The sequence below is a fragment of the Buttiauxella sp. genome, assembly GCF_049686335.1.
In the GTDB taxonomy this organism is placed as follows: Bacteria; Pseudomonadota; Gammaproteobacteria; order Enterobacterales; family Enterobacteriaceae; genus Buttiauxella.
The window spans coordinates 1-25,148 of record NZ_JBAVHX010000009.1 but is presented as its reverse complement, the minus strand read 5'-3'; the positions used below and the strand labels follow the sequence as shown (position 1 = coordinate 25,148).

Annotated in this window: 21 protein-coding genes; 14 read left to right on the top strand and 7 right to left on the bottom strand. The window is 51.1% G+C overall.

The genetic code is table 11. The features are described 5' to 3' along the window. Positions 1-18: 18 nt before the first annotated feature. A complete protein-coding gene (gene opgB, locus WBL83_RS07090) occupies positions 19-2,307 on the bottom strand; it encodes a phosphatidylglycerol--membrane-oligosaccharide glycerophosphotransferase (RefSeq protein ID WP_424588475.1) in 2,289 nt (762 codons plus the stop codon). A gap of 432 nt (positions 2,308-2,739) precedes the next feature. Here opgB and ahpC point away from each other — a divergent pair, with 432 nt between their 5' ends. The 4 genes from ahpC to WBL83_RS07070 all read left to right on the top strand — a co-directional run bounded on the left by ahpC (position 2,740) and on the right by WBL83_RS07070 (position 8,783). Then, entirely contained in the window at positions 2,740-3,303 is a 564-nt protein-coding gene (gene ahpC / locus WBL83_RS07085; RefSeq protein ID WP_424588474.1) for an alkyl hydroperoxide reductase subunit C, read from the top strand. Between the two features lie 126 nt (positions 3,304-3,429). Beyond that, positions 3,430-4,998: an alkyl hydroperoxide reductase subunit F gene (ahpF, locus tag WBL83_RS07080; protein ID WP_424588473.1), complete on the top strand. Its 1,569-nt coding sequence runs from the start codon at positions 3,430-3,432 to the stop codon at positions 4,996-4,998. 216 nt (positions 4,999-5,214) lie between these two features. Further along, the gene (locus WBL83_RS07075; RefSeq protein WP_424588472.1) at positions 5,215-6,303 is read left to right on the top strand and encodes a NapC/NirT family cytochrome c; all 1,089 of its coding nucleotides are present in this window, start codon (positions 5,215-5,217) and stop codon (positions 6,301-6,303) included. Positions 6,304-6,341: 38 nt separating this feature from the next. Next, the gene (locus WBL83_RS07070; RefSeq protein WP_424588754.1) at positions 6,342-8,783 is read left to right on the top strand and encodes a molybdopterin guanine dinucleotide-containing S/N-oxide reductase; all 2,442 of its coding nucleotides are present in this window, start codon (positions 6,342-6,344) and stop codon (positions 8,781-8,783) included. A gap of 64 nt (positions 8,784-8,847) precedes the next feature. Here WBL83_RS07070 and WBL83_RS07065 read toward each other — a convergent pair whose 3' ends face one another. Together WBL83_RS07065 and cysS are read right to left on the bottom strand one after the other, a co-directional pair. Then, positions 8,848-9,510: a helix-turn-helix domain-containing protein gene (locus WBL83_RS07065; protein WP_424588471.1), complete on the bottom strand. Its 663-nt coding sequence runs from the start codon at positions 9,508-9,510 to the stop codon at positions 8,848-8,850. Positions 9,511-9,657: 147 nt separating this feature from the next. Further along, on the bottom strand, positions 9,658-11,046 hold the full coding sequence (gene cysS / locus WBL83_RS07060) for a cysteine--tRNA ligase (RefSeq protein ID WP_424588470.1): 1,389 nt from the start codon (positions 11,044-11,046) through the stop codon (positions 9,658-9,660). Positions 11,047-11,223: 177 nt separating this feature from the next. Between cysS and ppiB the strand changes: the two genes are divergently transcribed. The 6 genes from ppiB (at position 11,224) to mnmH (ending at position 16,420) form a co-directional block, all read left to right on the top strand. After that, positions 11,224-11,718 carry a peptidylprolyl isomerase B gene (gene ppiB / locus WBL83_RS07055; protein WP_034493843.1) on the top strand — a complete coding sequence of 165 codons (495 nt, stop codon included), beginning with the start codon at positions 11,224-11,226 and terminating at the stop codon, positions 11,716-11,718. Positions 11,719-11,732: 14 nt separating this feature from the next. Beyond that, positions 11,733-12,452, top strand: a complete 720-nt coding sequence (gene lpxH / locus WBL83_RS07050) for a UDP-2,3-diacylglucosamine diphosphatase (RefSeq protein WP_424588753.1) — start codon at positions 11,733-11,735, stop codon at positions 12,450-12,452. A 106-nt stretch (positions 12,453-12,558) separates the two neighbouring features. After that, complete coding sequence (locus tag WBL83_RS07045) at positions 12,559-13,344, top strand: hypothetical protein (protein ID WP_424588469.1); 786 nt, start codon at positions 12,559-12,561, stop codon at positions 13,342-13,344. 284 nt (positions 13,345-13,628) lie between these two features. Beyond that, positions 13,629-14,138, top strand: coding sequence for a 5-(carboxyamino)imidazole ribonucleotide mutase (purE, locus tag WBL83_RS07040; RefSeq protein WP_424588468.1), 510 nt, complete (start codon positions 13,629-13,631; stop codon positions 14,136-14,138). After that, positions 14,135-15,205 carry a 5-(carboxyamino)imidazole ribonucleotide synthase gene (gene purK, locus WBL83_RS07035; protein WP_424588467.1) on the top strand — a complete coding sequence of 357 codons (1,071 nt, stop codon included), beginning with the start codon at positions 14,135-14,137 and terminating at the stop codon, positions 15,203-15,205. The genes purE and purK overlap by 4 nt, the downstream gene beginning before the upstream one ends. 117 nt (positions 15,206-15,322) lie before the next feature. Beyond that, entirely contained in the window at positions 15,323-16,420 is a 1,098-nt protein-coding gene (gene mnmH, locus WBL83_RS07030; RefSeq protein ID WP_424588466.1) for a tRNA 2-selenouridine(34) synthase MnmH, read from the top strand. Between the two features lie 42 nt (positions 16,421-16,462). On the opposite strand, the gene WBL83_RS07025 is transcribed toward mnmH, so the two are convergent. The 4 genes from WBL83_RS07025 to WBL83_RS07010 are packed head-to-tail and all read right to left on the bottom strand — an operon-like array spanning position 16,463 to position 21,112. Beyond that, a complete protein-coding gene (locus WBL83_RS07025; protein ID WP_424588465.1) occupies positions 16,463-17,365 on the bottom strand; it encodes a carbamate kinase in 903 nt (300 codons plus the stop codon). An 11-nt stretch (positions 17,366-17,376) separates the two neighbouring features. Continuing rightward, positions 17,377-18,174, bottom strand: a complete 798-nt coding sequence (locus tag WBL83_RS07020; RefSeq protein WP_424588464.1) for a DUF2877 domain-containing protein — start codon at positions 18,172-18,174, stop codon at positions 17,377-17,379. Between the two features lie 7 nt (positions 18,175-18,181). Continuing rightward, positions 18,182-19,441 carry a DUF1116 domain-containing protein gene (locus WBL83_RS07015; RefSeq protein WP_424588463.1) on the bottom strand — a complete coding sequence of 420 codons (1,260 nt, stop codon included), beginning with the start codon at positions 19,439-19,441 and terminating at the stop codon, positions 18,182-18,184. Positions 19,442-19,450: 9 nt separating this feature from the next. Then, the gene (locus tag WBL83_RS07010) at positions 19,451-21,112 is read right to left on the bottom strand and encodes an acyl-CoA synthetase FdrA (RefSeq protein WP_424588462.1); all 1,662 of its coding nucleotides are present in this window, start codon (positions 21,110-21,112) and stop codon (positions 19,451-19,453) included. 297 nt (positions 21,113-21,409) lie between these two features. On the opposite strand from WBL83_RS07010, the gene allD reads away from it, so the two are divergent. The 4 genes from allD to WBL83_RS06990 form a co-directional block, all read left to right on the top strand. Beyond that, a complete protein-coding gene (gene allD, locus WBL83_RS07005; RefSeq protein WP_424588461.1) occupies positions 21,410-22,459 on the top strand; it encodes an ureidoglycolate dehydrogenase in 1,050 nt (349 codons plus the stop codon). A 15-nt stretch (positions 22,460-22,474) separates the two neighbouring features. Next, a complete protein-coding gene (gene allC, locus WBL83_RS07000; RefSeq protein ID WP_424588460.1) occupies positions 22,475-23,707 on the top strand; it encodes an allantoate deiminase in 1,233 nt (410 codons plus the stop codon). A 14-nt stretch (positions 23,708-23,721) separates the two neighbouring features. Continuing rightward, positions 23,722-24,507: a (S)-ureidoglycine aminohydrolase gene (gene allE, locus WBL83_RS06995; RefSeq protein ID WP_424588459.1), complete on the top strand. Its 786-nt coding sequence runs from the start codon at positions 23,722-23,724 to the stop codon at positions 24,505-24,507. A 327-nt stretch (positions 24,508-24,834) separates the two neighbouring features. Then, positions 24,835-25,148: contractile injection system protein, VgrG/Pvc8 family (locus WBL83_RS06990; protein ID WP_424588458.1), on the top strand; the 314-nt coding region annotated here is incomplete at its 3' end.

Sequence of the window (25,148 nt, the reverse complement as noted above, 5' to 3'; positions counted from 1 at the left end):
GGAGAGGATATAAACAAACTAGATCGCGGGCACCACTTTAATATCCTCCAGACCAATTCCCAGCTTGCGCGGTTCATGTCCAAGAATATTCCCTTCATTAGACGACTGCGGCTGCGGCGGAATAATTTCCAGCAGGCTGCTGCGTTCCGGATTATCAAAATGCACGGTGATGGTGGTTAATTTCTCCCCGAGAACCAACATCTGCTGCTGGCTGCCGACTTTCACCGGCACCGGTTGCCCGATATTCGGTCCAAAGGCTTTGGCGCTAATCACCAGGTCAAATTTCTCTGGCAGCGGTTCGGTGTATTCAATTTTCACCTCTGGTGACAAATTGGCGTTTGACCAGCGCCCCCAATCTTCCGGACGGGAAACACCGGTAAACGCTTTCACATTTTGCGGAGCACCAGGAACGTTGAAAATAAAGCTATCGGCCTGATAGCGAATGGCATTTTCATCCACTTTCAGCAGTGCAACATTATTTTTAAATCGAGCCTTGTCGGCGGCCTGCGCGGTAAATTGCACCGCATGTTGTTCCTGCGGCTGTTCAATTAAACGCACCGTCGGTTGCCCGCTCATTTGCCCCTGAGCCACACACAGGCCGGTAGAAAGTGCCAGTTTCGGCTCCCACAAACGTGCCATTTTGAAGCAGCGGTCGGCCCAGATAAACTTATCGTTTTGTTTAAAGTCAGCCAGTTGATAGCGCAGCGGCGCAGAATATTCGCTTTCCGGTAACGGCTCGATTTTCTTATCCAGAATACGCAGCAGCAATGGCATTTTGAAATGCGCCCCTGAGTAGCTGAAGGTGTTTTTATGCTGGTCTATCTCATATTGGGAAATTGTTTTTGGGAAATTCCACAGGTCGATGACGTCCGGTTTCCACTCCATCACCTTTTCTTTGACGTTAAGAAACACAGCGGCAATCGACTGTCCGGATAAACTACTGCGCCCCAAACCCAGGTAATTATCGCCACCCAGAACATCCAGAACCGTTGCGCCATTATCCAGGGTGCTACGTTTTACTGGCACCAGATCCGCCTGCGGTTTATCACCACGAATAATAAAGAACAGGTTATTTCTTTCGTGCTGATTGAGGTATTTGTAGGCGGTATTATTCATCGCCAGATGATCAGAAGAGACGACAATCACGGTATTTTTAAAATACGGCGAGGATTTTATTTTCTCGATCAACGCAGCGATATGTTCCTGGCTACAGGCCACCGCACTGAAAGACTGGTTTTCTTTGCCATCAAAGTTATAGCTACGGCGTTTACAGGTTTTGGAGATGAATCCGTCCGGATGGTGCGTATCGACGGTTAACGTGAACAGCGAGAAACGTTTGTTTGCCTTCGAGAGCTCCATATACTTTTCAAACACTTCATCCAGCACCGTGTCGTCGTAGAAACCCCAGTTATTGCGGTATTGCGGGTCGGCAACCATGCTTTTCAGCTCTTGTGCCCCGTACATGTAGTCGAAGCCATGGGACTGCAAAAAGACGTCTTTGCCAGCAAAACGTAAGTCTGCGCCCTGCATAAAGTAGTTTTCGTAACCCGAGGCTTTCAGGATGTCGCCGAGGCAGATATTTTTCGGGAAGAAACTCGACATCGATGCCGATGAGTTTCCTTCGAACGGCGCGAATAAAGGGATCCCACATTGTGAGGCGACCATTCCGGCAATGGTGTAATCGGTACCGGGTAATTGCACGGTATGGCTGAAGTCTACTCCTTCGTTTTTAAGACCGGTTAATTCCGGCGCTAAATCTGGGAAATATCCCGGCTCGAAATAAGTCCGTTCCAGACTTTCGCCATAAATATAAACGAGGTTAAGTTTCGGGTTATTAATGGTGCCTTGTGGGACTTTGTAATAAACGTCGAAATCAGAATCACCCGAGCGGGTCTGTGATTTAACCAGTTCTGTTACCTGGCGAAAAGCGGGTGATGCGTCCACCGAAGCCATCGCCAAAACGATAGCCAGCAGGCTGTAACCTAAATGATGGGGATAACCTTTACGGCGACGCAGGATCCAGGTCAAACCGCCGAATACCGCCACCAGCGCGACAAATACGCCAACGCCCGGAAGAATGTATTTACCGATGCCCGCGCCCGTCAGGCTGCTGGTCAGGGTATAAAGCACCGCGTCGTTGATGCCTTCACCGGTGAAGTAATTACTGGCGACAAAGGTCACGTTCAGGACGATATACAATCCTAAAATAAGCAGGATGAAGCTAAACCACCAAACGTTACGTCCTGCTTTGACGGCGTACACGGCAATGGCTGCGACAAACAACACAATTGAAAGCATTTCCGACAACGCCTGACCCTCGATATGAACGTGCGCCAAGGCGCAAAACTGTACTCAAAAACGGCTGAGCGCTAAATCTAGCTGTGTTGTCACCTGGCTGCAATTTCTCTGACATGAAAGTGTGCTGCATTTCGGAATTGTACGGGTTTTGGACAGCATTGACCGACATAATTGATAGCTGGGAGCTATCAGAACCATCGTTAATACAACGATTGTGTGGATTGACCCGTCCGGCGCATCAGTGATTTAATCCCGCCGCTGTTATGATTTTTTAAAGTGGAATTGTAACGCGCAACATGAGGCCACCCCGCAACGGGTGGCTTTTTTTTGTCTGTCTTCCAGGTTGTTAGGTTATACCTTTTGATTCGATACAGCCTACCCATTAGAACCAAAAGCTTATGTTCGGTACCTTTCTCCCATCGCAAAACGGAGGAAGTACAGATGTCTTTAATTAATACAAAAATCAAACCATTCAAAAACAGCGCTTTTAAAAACGGTGAATTCATTGAAGTTACCGAACAGGACGTAGAAGGTCGCTGGAGCGTTTTCTTCTTCTATCCAGCTGACTTCACCTTTGTATGCCCAACTGAACTGGGCGATGTGGCTGACCACTACGACGAATTCCAGAAACTGGGCGTGGATATCTACTCTGTTTCCACTGACACCCATTTCACTCACAAAGCGTGGCACAGCAGCTCTGAGACCATCGCTAAAATCAAATACGCGATGATTGGCGACCCAACTGGCGCGCTGACTCGTAACTTCGAAAACATGCGTGAAGACCAGGGTCTGGCTGACCGCGGTACCTTTATTGTTGACCCACAGGGCATCATTCAGGCTATCGAAGTCACCGCTGAAGGCATTGGCCGTGACGCATCGGACCTGCTGCGCAAAGTGAAAGCTGCACAGTACGTGGCTTCTCACCCAGGCGAAGTTTGCCCGGCTAAATGGAAAGAAGGCGAAGCGACTCTGTCTCCGTCTCTGGACCTGGTCGGTAAGATTTAAAACATCTTTACCGGGTCGGATAAGCAACGCGTCATCCGACAACAAGTAGTGACCATGGTGGATGGCGCTTGCGCTTATCCACCCTACAACGGCCGTTTTTTGCCAGCACTTCAGGGAGATTTACAGATGCTCGACAACAACATGAAAACCCAGCTCAAGGCTTATCTTGAGAGATTAACCAAACCTGTTGAGTTGATTGCCACGCTGGACGACAGTGCAAAATCAATCGAGATAAAGGAACTGCTGGCAGAGGTCGCGGAATTATCTGACAAAGTGTCATTCTCCATTAATAACGATTTGCCGGTGCGCAAACCGTCGTTTCTGATTACCAATCCAGGTTCCGATAAAGGCCCGCGCTTTGCAGGTTCCCCACTCGGCCACGAATTTACTTCTCTGGTGCTGGCGTTGCTGCACACCGGGGGACATCCGTCGAAAGAGTCGCAAGATTTGCTTGAACAGATCCGCGATATCGACGGCGATTTCCATTTCGAAACCTATTACTCGCTCTCCTGCCACAACTGCCCGGACGTGGTGCAGGCGCTGAACCTGATGAGCGTGTTGAACCCGCGCATCAGCCACACGGCCATTGACGGCGGTGTGTTCCAGAATGAAATTCAGGATCGCAACGTGATGGGCGTGCCTGCGGTATTCCTGAACGGTAAAGAGTTCGGCCAGGGGCGTATGACACTCGCTGAAATCGTCGGCAAAATTGATACTGGCGCAGAAAAACGTGCCGCAGAAGCACTGAATAAACGCGACGCTTACGATGTGCTGATCGTCGGCAGCGGCCCGGCGGGTGCAGCGGCGGCGGTATACTCCGCACGTAAAGGCATTCGCACCGGTCTGATGGGCGAGCGTTTCGGCGGCCAGGTTTTGGATACCGTGGATATCGAAAACTACATTTCAGTGCCAAAAACTGAAGGCCAGAAACTGGCGGGCGCACTGAAAGCCCACGTTGATGATTACGATGTGGATGTTATCGACACGCAAAGTGCCAGCAAATTGATCCCGGCTAAAACCGAAGGCGGCCTGCATCAGATTCAAACCGCGTCTGGGGCCACCCTCAGCGCGCGCAGCATCATCATTGCGACCGGAGCCAAATGGCGCAATATGAATGTGCCGGGCGAAGAGCAGTACCGCACCAAAGGCGTAACTTATTGCCCGCATTGCGACGGCCCGTTGTTTAAAGGCAAACGCGTGGCGGTGATTGGCGGCGGAAACTCAGGCGTGGAAGCGGCGATTGATCTGGCGGGTCTCGTTGAACACGTTACGCTGCTGGAATTTGCCCCGGAAATGAAAGCCGACCAGGTGTTACAGAATAAAGTACGCAGCCTGAAAAACGTCGACATCATTTTGAATGCGCAAACGCTGGAAGTGAAAGGCGACGGCGCGAAAGTCACCGGTTTGCAGTACAAAGATCGCGTCACTGAAAACGTACATGAGATTGAACTCGCGGGGATTTTCGTGCAAATCGGTCTGTTGCCAAACACCAACTGGCTGGAAGGCAGCGTCGAACGTAATCGCATGGGTGAAATCATCATTGATGCGAAGTGCGAAACCACCGTGAAAGGTGTATTTGCGGCGGGTGACTGCACGACCGTGCCGTACAAACAAATTATTATCGCCACAGGCGAAGGCGCGAAAGCTTCTTTAAGCGCATTTGATTACCTGATTCGTACCCCAAATAACCCATAAGACAATAAGTCACCTGCAAATTCCAAAGCGGCTTCGGCCGCTTTTTTATCATAAAAACAAATACATAAACATTATTCATTCACCAATCGAATGGATAAATTCCCTTTTCCGACTTATGCCGCATTTTTAATCAACCTCCGTTGACATATCTCCGCTCGGACCATGAATATCCATAATGCAAATAAGGTTTATATTCAGAAATTCATTGAGAACGATATGAACAAGAAATGGATATTTTTGGGATGTCTGGCATGCATTGTGACTGGAGTTGCGTTAACCGTTGCCACCAGTTGGGGTTTAAAAAAGACCTCGGAGACAGCGTTTTGCCTCTCCTGCCATACCATGCAGGCCCCCTATGAAGAGTATCAAGGATCGGTTCATTTTATGAACCAGAAGGGAATTCGCGCCGAATGTAAGGACTGTCATGTCCCGGAAAGTGGCTCTGATTACCTTTTGACTAAACTGCGTGCCAGCAAGGACGTTTATCACCAGTTCATCAGCAAAAAAATTGACACGCCCGAACAGTATGAAGTCCATCGACTTGAGATGGCGCAAACGGTGTGGAGTCAAATGAAGGCCAACGACTCCGCGACCTGCCGCTCCTGCCACAGCATGGCGGCGATGGACTTGCAAAAACAGAGCAGCGATGCCCAAAAAATGCATGCGCTGGCAAAGAAAGAAAACCAGACCTGTATTGATTGCCATAAGGGCGTCGCCCACTTCCCACCCGAGATAACCATAGATAGCAAAGCCCTCGACGACTTAATGAACGAAGCCGAGAAAACCCAGGCCGATGCCAAAGAACGTTTTGCCGTCACGCTGATGCCTTTAGGCGATCTAGGCAATGTTTATCCGGCTACGCGGATGAAAGTCCTGCGCCAGACTGATACCGGCCAGGAAGTTGAGATTAGCGGTAGTCAGACGCAGAACGCACAACAGGTTATTTATTTAGCCACCGGCCAAAGAATGGTCATCGCCTCTCTCACCCCGCAAGGGCAACAAGCGCTAAAACCACTAAGCGATTGGCAAAAAGACAGCTATGGCAATTCATGGCGCAACGTCAGTTTGCAGGGCCCTGTCACCACACCTTCGCTGGGGAGCCAGGAACCACTGTGGCGCTATGCAAAATCCCTCGACACCGCTTACTGCTCTGGTTGCCACGCCCCAATTGCTGCAGACCATTACACCCTCAACGCCTGGCCATCTATCGCCAAAGGCATGGGGGCGCGTACAGATATCAGAGATGACGATCTGGACATACTCACACGCTGGTTCCAGTACCACGCCAAGGATATTGCCCGGTAAACCGTCAGTCATAACCCTGATCATTTAAGGAGAAAATGATGAAATTTACACGACGTAGTTTTTTGAAAACGGCAGGTGGTACAGCAGGTGCCATGATGGTTTCGTCCGCAATTCCTCTTCCCGCCAGGGCCAACACGTCAGCAGGCACGGTGCTCACGGCCGCTCGCTGGGGCGCAATCAATGTTGAAGTTAAAGACGGAAAGATCGTTTCGTCAAAAGGTGCTTTGGCGAAAACTATCGAAAATTCACTACAAAGCAGCGCGCCAGATCAAGCCCATACACCCTGCCGTATCAACTATCCGATGGTGCGTAAAAGCTATCTGGCAGCACCTGGAAAAGCTGACGGTAAACGCGGGAAAGATGAGTTTGTCCGCGTCTCCTGGGACGATGCGCTGAATCTCATCCATGAGCAGCAGGCTCGAATCCGCACCACTTACGGCCCGTCAGCAATCTTTGCCGGTTCATACGGTTGGCGTTCCAGCGGCGTATTGCATAAAGCGCAGACTCTGCTGCAACGATATATGAGCATGGCAGGCGGCTATTCAGGCCATACCGGTGATTATTCTACCGGTGCCGCGCAGGTTATTTTGCCACATGTCATTGGTTCAGTTGAGGTTTACGAACAGCAAACCAGCTGGCCGTTGATCCTCAAAAACAGTCAGGTGGTAGTCCTGTGGGGGATGAACCCACTCAATACGCTGAAAATCGCCTGGAGCAGCACGGATGAACAGGGGCTTGAATATTTTAATCAGTTGAAAGCCTCTGGAAAAACGGTCATTGCTATCGATCCTATGCGTTCAGAAACCATCGATTTCTTTGGTGATAAAGCGCAGTGGATTGCCCCGAATATGGGGACGGATGTCGCATTAATGCTAGGGATTGCGCACTCGCTGGTCGAAGGTAATCTGCACGATAAGGCCTTTATTGAGAAATACACCACCGGTTACGCTGAATTTGAGTCCTATCTTCTTGGTACCACGGATAAAACACCGAAGAATGCCGCCTGGGCTGAAAAAATTTGTGGTGTTCCCGCCAAACAAATCACATTGCTGGCCGAGATATTTGCCAAAAACAAAACCATTTTGATGGCTGGCTGGGGAATTCAACGCCAGCAATACGGTGAACAACGGCACTGGATGCTGGTGACGCTGGCGGCAATGCTTGGGCAAATTGGCACCGAAGGCGGCGGTTTTGGCTTCTCCTATCACTATTCAAATGGTGGCAACCCAACACGTAGCGGTGGCGTGCTGACAGCAATTTCCTCGACGGTTGCGGGGAACTCCTCCGCAGGTAACGACTGGGCGACTTCTGATGCAGTCGCCAATATTCCAGTGGCACGTATCGTCGAAGCACTGGAAAACCCCGGCGTTAAATACCAGCACAACGGCAAAGAGCAGACCTTCCCCGATATCAAAATGATCTGGTGGGCGGGCGGGGGTAACTTCACTCACCATCAGGACACCAACCGGCTGATTGCTGCGTGGCAAAAACCTGAGCTAGTGGTGATTTCTGAATGCTACTGGACAGCCGCGGCAAAACACGCGGATATCGTCTTGCCGATAACAACATCCTTTGAACGTAACGATCTGACCATGACCGGTGACTACAGCAACCAGCATCTGGTGCCGATGAAGCAAGCTATACCGCCGCAGTTTGAAGCGCGGAATGACTTTGACGTTTTTGCCGATCTGGCAGAGCGACTCAAAGAAGGTGGAAAAGGCGTTTACACCGAAGGGAAAGATGAAATGGGCTGGCTGCGTGAGTTCTACGACGCAGCACAAAAAGGTGCGCGGGTGCAGCGGGTTAATATGCCGCAGTTTTCTGCTTTCTGGCAGGAAAATAAGCTGATTGAAATGCGTAAAAATCCAAAAAATGAAGCCTACGTACGCTATGCCGATTTCCGTAAAGACCCGGTGATGAACCCTCTTGGTACGCCGAGCGGCAAAATTGAAATCCATTCGAAAACCATTGAAGGATTTGGCTATAAAGATTGCCCGGCGCATCCAACCTGGCTTGAGCCAGACGAATGGGCGGGTAACGCTCAAACGGATCAACTTCAGCTTTTGACCGCTCATCCAGCACATCGTCTGCACAGCCAGCTTAACTATGCACAGCTGCGTACTCAGTACGCCGTAGCGAACCGCGAGCCGGTTTATATTCATCCTGATGACGCCGCAAAACGCAGTGTCAGCCATGGTGAAACAGTACGCGTATGGAACTCTCGCGGACAGGTTTTAGCGGGTGTTGTGATTACCGATGGGATCAAACCTGGCATCGTCTGCATTCATGAAGGCGCGTGGCCAGATCTTGACCCTGCAACAGGTATTTGCAAAAACGGCGGCGCAAACGTCCTGACTAAAGATATTCCCACATCACGTCTGGCAAACGGCTGCGCGGCGAATACTTCGCTTGTGAAACTTGAGAAATATACCGGGCCTGAGCTCACGCTCACCGCCTTTACGCCACCGGTAGGTGCATAAAAAATAATAAGCCGCATCAAAGACTGTGGATGCGGCTTAATGTTCTTGCTTCATTTGGAATGGATTAATACTCTTTCGGCAAATGTTTGACCGCCACCAACTTTCCACGCTTAATTTCAACATAATCGCCACGGCGTAATTCACCCAAAATAGCCATTATGGTACTGCGCGCCAGTTGCGTGCGTTCCTGAATAAAATCCGCCACGTTAATATTGCCGCGAAAATCCGGAGACTGCGAATACAACTCGATTAATTTATTGCGAACCATGACATACGCCGGTACGCCGACCAGATGCTCTTCACGCAATGAATAAATTTGTATAAACCAGGAGAGGAGACTCGCGACCGTTTCCCAGAGCTGCTGTTGAGTGAAAATGGCAAACGCCTGTTCAGCTGGCACAACTCGCGCCGTACAGTTTTCTTCAACCTTTAAAAACCAGCCGTCACGGGGTCTCATACACTCCGCGATACCAAAAACCAGCTCCCCTCGCGCCGATGAAAGGACTAATCCATCTATGCTGCGGATAACGCTGAAATACCCTTCGGTGAATATATAGAGGGATTTTTCATTATCCCGGATGGCACTAATTTCGTCACCTGTATGAAAAGTTTGTTCAGTTCCAATCGAGGCAAGCGCCTGGCGCAAAACAGCGATCTCGGCAATGGGCCGAGGGGGATAAATCGAGGGATAGGTTTGACCCATATTTTGGTCATTTGCAGTGGGCATGAATTAACCTTGTTTAATCCTTGTCACACTTATCATAGCTGATAAAAAAGCGGCCTAAGCCGCTTTCTGTGTATACCCTTCATACTTCAAGTTGCAGGGGTGTTGGCTGCACTCGAATTATTTTGCGTATAACTGATTAAATAGTCATTACTTGCGACGCCAGGTCGTACCCTGTGCACCATCTTCCAGCACGATACCCATCTCGTTCAGACGGTCACGCGCCTGGTCCGCCAGTGCCCAGTCTTTCGATTGACGCGCGTCATTACGCTGTTTTATCAGCGCTTCGATTTCAGCGACCTCGCCATCGTCGGCTTGCACGCTACTTTGCAGGAAGGTTTCGGGTTCCTGTTCCAGCAAGCCCAGCACGCCAGAAAGCTGACGCAACGCTGCCGCCAGACCGTTTGCTGCGCTCAAATCTTCCGTTTTCAGACGGTTCACTTCACGCGCCATATCAAACAACACGGAATAGGCTTCCGGCGTGTTGAAGTCATCGTCCATCGCTTCGCGGAAACGCGCTTCGAACGCTTCGCCACCCGCAGGTTTAGCGCTTGAGTCAGTGCCGCGCAAAGCGGTGTATAGACGTTCCAGCGAAGTACGCGCCTGTTTCAGGTTCTCTTCGCTGTAATTGAGCTGGCTGCGATAATGGCCAGACATCAGGAAGTAACGGATGGTTTCCGCATCGTAATACTTCAGCACGTCACGCACGGTAAAGAAGTTGCCCAATGATTTAGACATTTTCTCACGGTCGACCATCACCATTCCGGAGTGCATCCAGGTGTTGACGTATTCACCGCCGTGCGCACAAGTTGACTGCGCGATTTCGTTTTCGTGGTGCGGGAACATCAGATCTGAACCGCCACCATGAATATCAAAATGGTTGCCGAGCTGTTTGCAGTTCATCGCTGAACATTCAATGTGCCAGCCAGGACGGCCTTCACCCCACGGCGATGTCCAGCTTGGCTCTCCCGTTTTAGACATTTTCCACAGCACGAAATCCATTGGATTGCGCTTAACGTCTGCCGCCACTTCTACACGCGCACCGGCTTGCAGTTGTTCCAGATCCTGACGGGAAAGTTTGCCATAATCGGTATCGGTTTCGACCGAGAACATCACGTCGCCATTGCTGGCAACATAAGCGTGATTACGCGCAATAAGCTGTTCAACTATTTCGATGATGTCTGGAATGTGATTAGTGGCACGCGGCTCGCTGTCCGGGCGCAAGATATTCAGCGCGTCAAAATCGGTGTGCATCTCTGCCACCATGCGATCCACCAGCGCGACGAAGTCTTCACCATTTTCGTTGGCACGTTTAATGATTTTGTCGTCGATATCGGTAATGTTGCGCACGTATTTCAGGTTATAGCCGAGAAAACGCAGGTAACGCGCCACCACGTCAAAGGCAACAAAAGTACGGCCATGTCCGATATGACACAAATCGTAAACGGTGATGCCACACACGTACATGCCAACCTCTCCGGCATGAATAGGTTTGAATTCCTCTTTTTGGCGACTCATTGTATTAAAGATTTTTAACATCAGGGGATTCCATGTAAGCGTGTGATTTCGAAATTAGTGTCTATGTTACCTTAAAATTTCACACGGAAGCAGCACGCTTTGCAAGGTGATGATCAGGAGCAGTTATGCTATAACAACCACCTTGTGTGGCGGCACCGTCTGCCGGAACACTGTCTGACTAAATATAGGATGCACAGCATGGTTACTTTTCATACTAATCACGGCGATATCGTAATCAAAACTTTTGATGATAAAGCGCCAGAAACTGTTAAAAACTTCCTCGAGTACTGCCGCGAAGGTTTCTACGCCAACACCATTTTCCACCGTGTGATCAACGGTTTCATGATCCAGGGCGGCGGTTTTGAACCGGGTATGAAGCAAAAAGAGACCAAAGACACCATCCAGAATGAAGCGAATAATGGCCTGAAAAACACTAAAGGTACGCTGGCAATGGCACGTACCCAGGCGCCACATTCTGCAAGCTCCCAGTTCTTTATTAACGTGGCTGACAACGATTTCCTGAACTTCAGCAGCGAAAGCATGCAAGGTTGGGGTTACTGCGTATTTGCCGAAGTCGTTGAAGGCATGGACGTAGTAGAAAAAATCAAAGGCGTGTCCACGGGTCGCAGCGGTATGCACCAGGACGTTCCTAAAGAAGACGTGGTAATCACTAGCGTAACCGTAAGCGAATAATTCGCCCGATGGCGATGACGCTTTTTATCGCAGATTTGCATCTGTGTTCAGAAGAACCGGCGATCACCGCCGGTTTTCTGCGTTTTCTGGCGGGCACGGCGCGGGAAGCGGACGCACTCTATATTCTTGGCGATCTGTTCGAAGCCTGGATTGGTGATGACGACCCCGAACCGCTGCACCGCCAAATAGCTCTGGCGATAAAAGAGCTGGTTGATTCTGGTGTGCCCTGCTTCTTTATTCATGGCAACCGCGATTTCCTGCTCGGTAAACGTTTCTCGCGCTTAAGCGCAATGACGTTGCTACCCGAAGAACAGGTTGTCGATTTGTACGGTCGCAAGATGTTATTGCTGCACGGCGATACACTTTGTACCGACGACCACGGTTATCAGGCTTTCCGTAAAAAAGTCCACCAGCCCTGGCTGCAAAGTTTGTTCCTCGCACTCCCCCTGTTTATCCGCAAGCGTGTGGCCGCCAAAATGCGTGCCGACAGTAAAGCCTCGAATAGCAGTAAATCGATGGCAATCATGGATGTGAACGCAAATGCTGTGATTGACGCTCTTGAGCGCCATAAGCTTCAGTGGATGATCCACGGTCATACCCATCGCCCTGAAATTCACGCTCTTTCTGCAAACGGAAAACCCGCGTTTCGCTGCGTGCTTGGCGCCTGGCATACACAAGGGTCGATGATTAAAGTCACAGCCCAGGACGTCGAGTTAATTCCCTTCGAATTTTAATTCATAACCCAGAAAAATATAAACTGCGAATATATTGGCAGCATAATTAACATTGCATTTATATGTCAGGGGTAGACAATCTTTTTTTCATCTAAAAGGATTACCCGTGAAAAACTTAGCAAGATGTTTCTGGATTGGATTTTCTATCAATTTATTTTCTGCAATGATCTTCAGTATCGTTTTTAATTATCTGGCATATGAATTGTTGATGGTAATAAGCAATCGAGATCTAATGATTGTTTTATATCTTATACAAAACCTGCTTTGGGGAGCGCTGGCCGTTGTATTCGTTGCTGCCTTTCTTTTCTCACGCTGGCGGCAGCTGTCTGTATGGCTGATGTCCATCGCCACCCTTGCTCTATTGCCTGTGGGAGCTTTTCTGCTCCACGGTATTTTACGCAGTAACAGCCTTGCTGGTTTTAGTAAACTCGCTTCTTTATCGAAAAAAGAAAATATGGAATGGGAGCAGGTTTATTTATATAACTCCGATAAAGTCATGATCACCTGCGCCGTTTTTTTAGGGCCGGGTTTAGGCCTGGCCTTTAGTTCTGGCTCACTACCCGGAATCATGCTTGCATCGATAGCCGCCGTCTTCCTGTATAACGGGTACCGTTTACATAAGCGCCCGGTGCTGGCCTGGACTACAGAAACGGTCGTCATTACCCCTAATTTATTTTCCGATCCTTTACTTATTCCCCCCGTATTCATTAAAGAAATAGGCATTAACGAAGTCGAAATCGTGATTGATATGGAATATGGCGATCGCACAGAAAAAATTCGTCTGAAAAAATCCTCTATCAAAAATGCGGATCTCAACGTCCTGGAACAGCAATTTTCACAGTACTTGCAAAGGGTCAATCAAGGCGAAAATGAATTAGCTCAAAGCGAATAATTTTCCTCAGTAACCTGGTATACAAAGCAATAACCGGATGACCTGAGCTTTATTTTGTCGCAGTCAGGCATCCGCCGTCATACTTCACTTCGCAGGTATAGAACGTTGCTCATCTGGCATTGCGTGATTATGTGATAAAAAACAGGGAAGAGTAGTACAAACTGCCGTTAACAATCGTTACGCAACCGTTTTCCTTGCTCTATGTTCATGCTATTCTCTGAGCCCTTCTGACCGACCGAGCCACGTTCGGTGATGTTTGCATACCCACAGGAGTTTTGAGACGCATGTCCTCCAACCAGACCCCGGCGCGTATCGCCATTGTCATGGGTTCCAAAAGCGATTGGGCCACCATGCAGTTTGCCGCAGAAATCCTCACAACCCTTGATGTCCCCCACCACGTTGAAGTGGTCTCCGCTCACCGCACTCCCGATAAACTCTTCAGCTTTGCCGAACAGGCAAGCCAAAACGGTTATCAGGTGATTATTGCGGGCGCAGGCGGTGCGGCGCATTTACCGGGCATGATCGCGGCAAAAACCCTGGTTCCAGTGCTGGGTGTGCCAGTGCAGAGCGCGGCTTTAAGCGGCGTCGACAGTCTCTATTCCATTGTTCAAATGCCACGTGGGATCCCTGTCGGAACGCTGGCTATCGGAAAAGCAGGTGCCGCTAACGCCGCACTGCTGGCGGCACAGATCCTCGCGCTGCACGATAAAGAGTTGAATCAGCGCCTGGAAAACTGGCGTCAAAGCCAGACCGACGAAGTGCTGGAAAACCCGGACCCACGGGGTGAAGCATGAAACGCGTTTGCGTGCTGGGGAATGGCCAGTTAGGCAGAATGTTGCGCCAGGCGGGTGAACCGCTGGGTATCGCAGTCTATCCGGTTGGCCTTGATGCTGAGCCGGAAGCCGTGCCCTTTGCGCAAAGCGTGATTACTGCAGAAATTGAGCGCTGGCCTGAAACCGCCCTCACCCGCGAACTGGCTCGCCACAACGCATTTGTGAATCGTGATGTGTTCCCGATTATTGCCGACCGCCTGACACAAAAACAGCTGTTCGATAAGCTTGCGCTGGCGACTGCACCGTGGCAACTGCTGTCCAGCCGCGATCAGTGGGCTGATGTGTTCCAAAACCTCGGCGAACTGGCCATAGTCAAACGCCGTGTTGGTGGTTACGACGGACGCGGACAGTGGCGTTTGCGCAGCCAGGAGACCGACCAACTGCCAGAAGAGTGCTACGGCGAGTGTATCGTTGAGCAAGGCATTAACTTTTCGGGTGAAGTTTCGCTGGTCGGTGCGCGCGGTCATGACGGTACAACCGTGTTTTATCCCCTGACTCACAACCTGCATCAGGATGGCATTCTGCGCACAAGCGTTGTGTTCCCGCAGACCAATATCGAGCAACAACAGCAAGCGGAAGCGATGCTGTCAGCTATTTTGCACGAGTTGAACTATGTGGGCGTCATGGCGATGGAATGCTTTATCACGCCAGACGGTTTGCTGATTAATGAACTCGCCCCACGCGTGCATAACAGCGGCCACTGGACGCAAAACGGTGCATCCATCAGCCAGTTTGAGTTGCATCTGCGCGCCATTGTGGACCTGCCACTGCCACAACCGGTGGTCAATTCGCCGTCAGTGATGATCAACCTTATCGGGACTGATTTAAATTACGACTGGCTGAAACTGCCGTTAGTGCATTTGCACTGGTACGACAAAGAAGTGCGTGAAGGCCGTAAAGTGGGCCATCTCAACCTCAATGACAGCGATACCAGCAGGCTGAATGCATCCCTTGAAGCCATGGTGCCGTTGTTACCTGTGGAATACGCCAGCGGAATTGCCTGGGCGCAGAGTCACCTCGCTAAGTAATCTCAGGGGCGGTTGGCGCTAAGCGCTTCCCGCCCTGCCATTCAAACCCATCCCCCTTCCTTTCTTTTTTGCATGCAAAAGCGCACAATTCTGCCCACATTCGCTTTAAGGTTTTCTATGCAAAACGCTCGCCCCAATACTCAACATTATGAACATCTGCTGCGTGCCGATATTCCGCTTATCGACGTGCGTGCGCCGGTTGAATTCATCCAGGGGGCGATGCCTGCCGCACTGAATTTCCCGTTGATGTCTGATGATGAGCGTACCGCTGTGGGCACCTGCTATAAGCAGCACGGCCAACAGGCAGCCATTGTACTTGGCCACAGCCTGGTGCATGGCGAAATCCGCGAAGCCCGTTTGCAAAAGTGGCTGGAACAGTGCCGCCAGAATCCACAGGGATACCTGTGTTGCGCCCGGGGCGGCCTGCGTTCCCATCTGGTTCAACAATGGTTGCGTGAAGCGGGCGTCGACTATCCGCTGGTTGAAGGCGGTTATAAAGCGCTGCGCCACTTTGCTATGGACGTGATTGAATCCCGCGCGCAGTGGCCGATGGTGCTGGTCAGCGGCAATACGGGGGGCGGTAAAACGATTCTTATCCGTTCACTGCCAACGGGTGTCGATCTTGAAGGGCTGGCGCATCACCGGGGGTCTTCGTTTGGCCGCACCATTGTCGAACAACCGTCGCAGGCCAGTTTCGAAAACAGTCTGGCGGTGACGCTGCTAAAGAAAAGCGACGGCCCGCAAGTGAAGTGGGTGGTCGAAGATGAAGGTCGCATGATTGGCTCACGTCATATCCCGGAATGCTTGCGCGACCAGATGTTACGCTCCCCGATTGTGGTGATTGATGAGCCATTTGAGCAGCGTTTAGAGCGTTTAAAAACCGAATATTTCCAGCAGATGAGTGAAGCATTTTTGTCGGTGCACGACGAAGATACCGCATGGCTTTACTACGGCGAATATCTGCATCATGGCCTGTACGCGATTCGCCGTCGTTTAGGGATGGAGCGTTTTGCGCAGTTCACCACACTGCTGGATGAGGCGCTGGAGTTACAGCGTAAAACCGGTTCAGTGGACGGGCATCTCGCCTGGCTTTCGCCATTGCTTGAAGAGTATTACGACCCGATGTATCGCTATCAGCTCAGCAAAAAAGCAGACAATATTGTGTTTCGTGGCGACTACCAACAAGTGGAAGCCTGGCTGCGTCAGAATACCTGAAAACTTATGGCGGATAAGCGCAAGCGCCATCCGCCATAAAAATCACATCGCGATACAGGTTCCCGCTTTGCCCGCAAGGATCTCATCAATCTGATGTAATGCCCCAATGTATGCGGGTTTACCCAGTCTACGAACAAAGTCGCTGACCGCAGCCACTTTTGGCCCCATCGAACCGTCAGATTTGGCAAACGGTGCCAGCTCATCCGGCGTGGCCTGGCGAATGGCGCGCTGCTCTGGCGTACCCCAGTGCTGATAAACCGCATCGGCATCGGTCAGAATCACCAGCCCATCGGCACCAATTTGTTGAGCTAACAACGCGGCGGACAAGTCTTTATCAATGACCGCATCCACACCCTGAGCGCCCGCTTCGCCTTCCACCATCGCTACACCGCCGCCACCGCTACAAATCACGATATGATTATTTTGCAGCAGGAGTTCAATGGCCTCGCTGTCGACGATTTTTATTGGCGCGGGCGAAGGCACGACGCGGCGCAAATAACGGCCATCGGCTTTCATCACCCAGCCATACTGGCTTTCGAGCTCGGCCTGCTGTGCGGGGTCGTAAACCGGACCAATAAACTTCTCAGGACTTTCAAACGCCGGATCATTACGGTCCACCATCATGCGCGTCAGCACCGTGGTCACGGGGGGTGAATCTGCTTGTTGAGCCAGGCGTTGTGCCAGCATATAACCAATCATCCCCTGGCTTTCTGCCACCAGCACATCTAGCGGATACGGTGCCACTTCCTGATAAGCCATATTTTGTAATGCCAGCAGACCCACTTGAGGACCGTTGCCATGCACCAACGCCAGGCGATACTTTTTCGCTAATTGCCCGAGTGTGGCAGCCACTTTATCAATATTACGGTACTGATTATCGACCGTCAGCGCTTCCCCGCGCTGCAGCAATGCGTTGCCGCCAAGGGCGACGACCAGAGTTTTCATAACGAATCCTTTTATAATAATCGGATAGCCTGTTGCCCCAACCAGAACCCCAGTAACGTATCCGCACCGGAGGTATGGCCAAGGGACAAGAGTTTTTCCAGCGCAATCTGTTGGCGCTCGTTGTTGATAAGGGCGTAAGCAAAATGCAGCAGCGGCGAGGAGAAAATGCCCCGGGCGGCGTACTCTAAATAGGCCACGCTAACCGTGGTGGTGGCGGCACGCAGACTGCCGGAGGCCGCAAAAAAATGATCATCAGTCAGCCTGCCGTTGAGCCTTGCAGCCAGTAACATTCCTACCAGCAAATCATCATGAGTGGGCGTTAAGCCCGGCCCTTTTCCCAAATGACCCGACCAGTCCACTTTTCGCCCGCGAAGCGATTGACGAAACAACCGCGACAACTTGAGTAACTGCTTATCTAACGGTTGGGAAATTGCCGCATATAGCGGCCCGTAAAGTCCCGTTTCCTCGCCTCGATTGAGATATTCAGGCGCAAGCTGTCGGGGGCTGTTTGTTAGCGGCAAGCGCAATGAATAGCGTCTTTGCGGCGCGTGAACGCGCAATTTGCCAAACATAAGGCCATAAGGATTGACCTCCACCGTACAGCCCGAGAGCAATTTTTCCCGTAAATGGTCAAAATCCTGGCGGCGTAAAATCCAGCTCATCGGACTGATGCCATTTCCTGCTCGCTGCAAGGTCAACAAATTCCCTGACTGCCCTGCCAGATTGATGGCGCGGGTATAAACCCCCGCCACCTGCCAGTTATCAAGGTGATATGGAGCATGCAGACTACTGGCTTGTACGTTAATCATCGTCGTTTCAGGCAACGTTCATCGCGGCGGCCAGGGCTTCCAGCGCCTGTTCAAAACAGGCCAGTGGCGCACGTACCGTACCCGCACCGATTTGCCCAACCCCCGCCTCTTTATGAGCGATGCCGGTATTAATCAGCGGTGTAATCCCGGTTTCGACGATGCGACGAATATCCAGACCCAGACACGCGCCCTGGAAATCCCAACCCGGAATAGTGAGCTGCATATTGCGTTCGAGGAAAATCTCCGCCATCTCTTCAGAAACGGTTTGCGCGGCGTCCATTCCACCAGCGCCGACAAAGCGCGTCACGCCCGGTGCGGCAATCATGGCTGCCCCACCAATGCCGAAGGTTTCGGTAATGGCGCTGTCACCCATATCCGGGTTGGCTTGTTCTTGCGAGTAGCCCGTGAAGAACAACCCCTGCGGGGTATTCACTGGCGCGGTAAACCAACGGTCACCCAGGCCACTGACGCGGATACCAAACTCGTGACCGTTACGGGTCATCGCCGTCACAATGCTACCGGCTTTAATTTCGGCACCGGCATCCATCGCCGCTTTGCAGTAAGCCATCGCCAGGTTGAGGAAGAACTGATCGGTGACGCTTAAGAAATCCATCACTTCCGCCAACTGCGCTTTATCGTGATTCAGACGAATAATGTGCGGCGCAAGCGTACGCATCAGCAGCGCTGAAGTGGCGATATTGCGCTGGTGGAACTCATCGCCCATGGTGATGCCCTGCGCCATCATTGCGGTCAGGTCAATGCCGCGCTCCATGTTTGATAATGCAGCACTCAATACCGGTGACAGCACATCACGCATCCAGCGGTGACGTGCCTGCACGTCTTCGCCGTAAGCGCCGAAGCGCATCACTTTGCCGATACCTTCGTTAAGGTTGCAGTACGCGCGGTTGCCGTCGGTGATATTTTCTACCACCAGCATCGGCATATTTGCCGAGGTAATGCCGCCCATCGGTCCGACTGCGTTCACATGGTGGCACGGCACAAAAGTGACATCCCCGCCCGCCAGCAATTGCAGCGCTTGCTTCTCATCTTTCGCCCAGCCTTCAAACAGACACGCACCAATGCAGGCACCTTTCATCGGGCCGGTCATGTTTTCCCACGCCATTGGCGGGCCTGCATGCAATAACGTCATTCCACGGGTTAACACGCTAATCAGCGAACCCGCGGGTTTGACATCCAGCCAGTGCGGACGGGCTTTGCGAATACGTTCAATCACTGCGGTGTTGGCTTGCGCCACAGATGTAGTCATATCAACCTCTTACTGTAAACGAGCTAATAAACGGGCCAGATGGGGATTGCCACCGGCAACTGGCGCCCACTGAAAATGCACCACCGGCGTAGCGGTAGCTTGTAAATCCACGGCAAAACTGCGCAATCCGGCGTTGATCACCGCCACGCCATCCAGCAGCGAAGGTGCGGGTTGGGCGAGGGATACAGGTGCGCACTGAATTAGCGAACTGGCCAACAAGGTGGCTTGCGGCAGGGTGTCCATCACCACAACGCCCGCCTCACGCAAAATCGCGCGTTGTTTCGAACGGCATTGCGGGTCTTGTTCAGTACCGGTCACGGTGGCGATGATGGCTAAAGGCGTGGTGCGTTTGGCTTTTAGCGCGGAAATCGCCTCAGCCAGCGTTCCGGCCGGATCTTCTTGCGCGCCGTAGCCAATCACCACGTCGAGCAGCAACACGCCGACCTGCGGCTGATTTGCCAGGTCTTTAATCATTTGATTACGCGTGGAAGGATCGATCATCGGATGCGGTTTGCCGACGGTATAAAAATCATCCCCGAGGTCGATAACCCGATGGCCATCGGCATCAAGCATAGTGCCGTGATGGTGGGCGTCGTCCGCTTCCACACCGAGCTGTTCAGCCAGCAACATGGCGGTTTCCGCCGCCAGCGTGCCGCCAGTAAACAGGCCACTGATTTTGCCGCCGACCACGTCAGGAGATAGTGCGCGTTCACGTTCAACATTGGCGAGCAAGCACGCAATACGCGCCGCTTCGTCGATGGTGTCGGCAAACCAGATATTGCCGTCACGTTTGATGGCAGATTTATGCCCGAGGAACAGCGCAACCACCGGTTTGCTTTGCGCCTGCATCGCACTCATCACTTTTTTGCGTACCGCCTCGGCTGGCGGTTTCGAGACAAATGCCAGCACCTGGCTTTGCGCGTCAGCACTCAGCATCTCTAACGCCGTTAACGCACTTATCCCGCCGACCTGTGCCGAGAGATCACGCCCACCTAAACCCAGTGCGTGTGTAATACCTTCGCCGCCCAGTGCGATTTGCGAAATCAACTCCTGGATACCGGTGCCGGACGCCCCAATCACGCCGATATTGCCCTCAGGCATCACATTGGCAAACGCCAGTGGTGTACCCGCCACAATAGTGGTGCCGCAGTCTGGCCCCATCACAATTAAGCCTTTCTCACGGGCTTTGGTTTTCAATGCAATCTCATCTTCAAGGGAGACATTATCCGAGAAGATCATCACGTTTTTGTCGCTATCCAGCGCCTGGTTTGCGAGCTGTGCCGCATATTCCCCGGCAATAGAAATCAGCGCCAGGTTGGATTTAGGTAACTTCTGGCAGGCACTTTCCCAGCGCCGGGCCTGCAACAGTTTTTGACCATTTCCGCCGGCCTGCCCTACACCTTCGAGTGCGGCATCAAGCTGCTGGCAGATGAGTTGCACAATGGCGGCATCCCCATCCTGGCTACGAATGGCGACACAAATATCGTTAGGCGTCGCCCCGGCAAAATCGCTGTGCCAGAAGCCAGTACTGTCGAGCAGCGCTTTGTTAGCTGGCGTGCCCATCATTACCGAAACATCTTCGACACCTTCGGTTTCGCTCAGCTTACGAGATATAAGCATTAAGCTGACCGAATCCTGAAAACATCCTTTCTTAATAAAGGCGTGAATCATTGATAATTCCTCATCACCGAAAAAGCCTGTTGAATGGCCTGCAGGTTATTTCTTCAACCCTTTAATTAAGGTGACAAATATCACAACAAATTTATTAGCAAACTTATTCAAACAGTGGCGCAGGGATTATTTAATATTTCGCTGAAAAACCATTAATAGAAATTAGTCACAGAAAATACCGCCATCTTCAAATTAATTCTAACAATAGAAATATACCCGTACAGATCACAATTTTTATCAAGCCAGCAGGTATGTTATCCGCAAAATAAAGCTCTATCCGTAACAGAAGGAAGGCAGATGAAAATCAGTCGGGAAACACTCCAGCAGTTAATTACAACCAAATTATCTGCGGCTGGGCTCAAGGAAGAACATGCAGCGACCGTAGCCGAAGTGCTGGTTTATGCCGATGCACGCGGGATTCATTCTCATGGAGCAGTACGCGTGGAATATTACGCGCAGCGCATCTCGCAGGGCGGCACAAACTGCAATCCAGACATACGATTGGAACTAACAGGCCCTTGTTCCGCTCTTTTGCATGGTGATAACGGCGCAGGCCAGGTGATGGCCAAACTCGGTATGGAACACGCGATCAAAATGGCACAGGAAAATGGTGTCGCGGTCGTGGGGATCCGCAGCATGGGCCATAGTGGTGCGCTTTCGTACTTTGTGCAGCAAGCTGCAAAAGCAGGCATGGTAGGCGTTTCGGTTTGCCAGTCCGACCCGATGGTGGTGCCATTTGGGGGTGCAGAAATCTATTACGGAACCAACCCATTAGCCTTTGCCGCTCCGGGTGAGAACGGCGACATCGTCACCTTTGATATGGCGACCACCGTGCAGGCATGGGGAAAAATTCTCGATGCGCGGGCGCGCAATACCCCTATTCCAGATAGCTGGGCGGTGGATAAAAATGGTCAGCCGACCACGGATCCTTTAGCGGTTCATGCGTTGCTACCCGCAGCCGGGCCAAAAGGCTACGGGCTGATGATGATGATTGACGTGCTGTCCGGCATTTTGCTTGGCTTGCCGTTTGGCAAACAGGTGAGCTCGATGTACGACGATTTAAGTGCTGGCCGCAATCTTGGCCAATTACATATCGTTATCAACCCAGACTATTTTGGCGGCAGTGATTATTTCCGCAACGCCATCAGTCAGACGATGCAGCAATTAAATGCAATTAAGCCCGCACCTGGTTTTTCTCAAGTTTATTATCCTGGGCAGAATCTGGATATTTATGAGACAACCACCGAGCGTGAGGGTATCGAAATCGTCGATGATATTTATGACTATTTAGTTTCCGATGCGTTATATACCCGATCTTATGAAACTAAAAATCCTTTCGCGCAATAATTAAGGATATTCATCATGACTTCTTTTCAATCTGATATCGAAGAAACCTTACCCTGGCTTTCTTCATTCGGTGCCGCGCCTGATGGTGGATTAACGCGTTTACTGTATTCACCACAATGGCTGGAAACGCAGCAGCAGTTTAAAGCGCGGATGCAGCAAGATGGCCTCGAGACTCGCTTTGACGAAGTCGGCAATTTATATGGCCGCGTGACAGGCAAGCGTTATCCCAATGAGGTTGTTCTGAGTGGCTCGCATATTGATTCCGTGGTTAACGGCGGCAATCTCGATGGGCAATTCGGCGCACTGGCGGCCTGGCTTGCGATTCGCTGGCTGAATAAAACTTACGGCGCACCATTGCGTACGCTGGAAATGGTGGCACTGGCTGAAGAAGAAGGCAGCCGTTTCCCCTATGTTTTCTGGGGCAGCAAAAATATCCTCGGCCAGGCTGACCCGGAAGACGTGCGCCATATTGCGGACGCCAAAGGTATTCGCTTCACCCAGGCGATGTCCGAATGCGGATTCACCCTCGCCAATGCTCCGCTCAAGCCACGGTCTGACATCAAAGCCTTTGTGGAATTGCATATTGAGCAAGGGCGCATTCTTGAAACTCATCAAAACGAGATTGGCGTCGTGACGGCGATTGTCGGCCAGCGGCGCTACACCGTGATGCTGAGCGGTGAGTCAAACCATGCGGGCAGCACGCCGATGAGTTTCCGTCGCGACACGGTTCACGCATTCAGCCGTATTTGTTATGAAAGCATAGCTAAGGCACGTGCGGCGGGCGATCCGCTGGTATTAACTTTCGGCAAAGTGGAACCGCAACCGAACACCGTTAATGTGGTGCCGGGTAAAACCTGCTTCACTATCGATTGCCGCCATACCGATACCGCGCAGCTCAAAGCCTTTACCGAACAGCTCGAAGCCGATATGCGCCGTATTTGCGCCGAAATGAATATCGGTATTGATATTGATTTGTGGATGGATGAAGAGCCGGTGCCGATGGATAAGCATCTGGTGGATACGCTGGAAACCCTTTGCCAGTCTGAAAACCTGAATTATCGCCTGATGCACAGCGGTGCCGGACATGATTCGCAAATCTTCGCCCCGCAAATCCCTACCTGTTTAATTTTCATGCCGAGCATTGGCGGGATCAGCCATAACCCGGCGGAAGCGACACATATTAAAGATTTAGCCGCGGGGGTGAAAACTCTGGCGTTAATGCTTTACGAACTGGCTTATAAAGAATAAAGGAGAATTAAAGAATGGGTTATCTTAATAACAACATCGGTTATATTAGCGACTTGCTCGCCTCACGTTCAATTATTAAACGTGGCAATTATGCTTTAATTACGCCAGATGGTCTGGTAAAAAATATTATTCCTGGTTTTGAAAATTGCGACGTCACCATTTTATCGACCCCGAAACTGGGCGCCACTTTTGTCGATTACCTGGTCACATTGCATCAGGATGGCGGCAATAATAGTGGCTTTGGCGGCGATGGCGTTGAAACCTTTGTTTATGTTATCGACGGCGCAATCAAAGCCCGTGCCGGGACAGAGAGTTTCACACTGACTCAGGGTGGCTATTTATACTGCCCGCCAGATACCGCAATGACCTTTACTAATGATCACGCCCAGGACAGTCACCTGTTCTTGTATAAACGCCGTTATATTCCAACTACCGGACATCAGCCTTATATCGTCCACGGTAATGTGAATCAGCTGGAACGCATTGAATACGAAGGAATGAGCGACGTGATTTTGCAGGATCTGCTGCCAAAAGATCTCGGCTTCGATATGAACATGCACATTCTGTCATTTGCTCCGGGCGCATCCCACGGTTATATCGAAACTCACGTTCAGGAACACGGTGCCTATATTCTCAGCGGCCAGGGTGTATACAACCTCGATAATGAATGGATCCCGGTAAAACAAGGCGATTACATCTTTATGGGTGCTTATTCATTGCAGGCGGGTTACGGCGTCGGGCGCGGTGAAGCATTTAGCTATATCTATTCAAAAGATTGCAATCGCGATGTAGAGATTTAAGTTGAATGTCGGATGACGTTGCGCTTATCCGGCCTACGATTCCACGTTGTATACCAGTGTTACACAATTTACCTTAGCTCGTCGGTTTGGCCACGGATTCCGTGGCCTTTTTTATGCCGCGAATAAAAACAATTATTTATCCTGTATGTTTTCCTACCCAACAAAATCCATCGTCGTGACATTGGTCACAGTTATTATTTTCCTCCGGTTCTAACTTGACCCACTTTAAATTCATATCACTTTGATTTTATTATATTTATTTAAATTATGAGTAGATGAAAATCACATGCTCTGCTCAATGAATCCATGCTTTGTTGAAGGAATAACATGATGGCCTCAGACGGCACCCGCTTTACCTTCAGCGCCGGGCATACTCCGGCGGACACCTTTGCGGTGGTGGGCTTTAAGCTCAAGCAATCTCTCTCTTCCCTGTTCAGCCTGGATATCACCGTCGCCTGCAAGGATCCGGCAATTGACTTCAAAAACATCCTTGATGAAACAGCCACGCTGGTTCTCTGGCAGGGCGAAGAAATTAAACGCCGGGTGCGCGGTATCGTCACCTTCTGCGAGCAGGGCGACAGCGGTAAACATCAGACCTTGTACACCATGTCAGTCCGCCCCGAGTTCTGGCGCAGCTCACA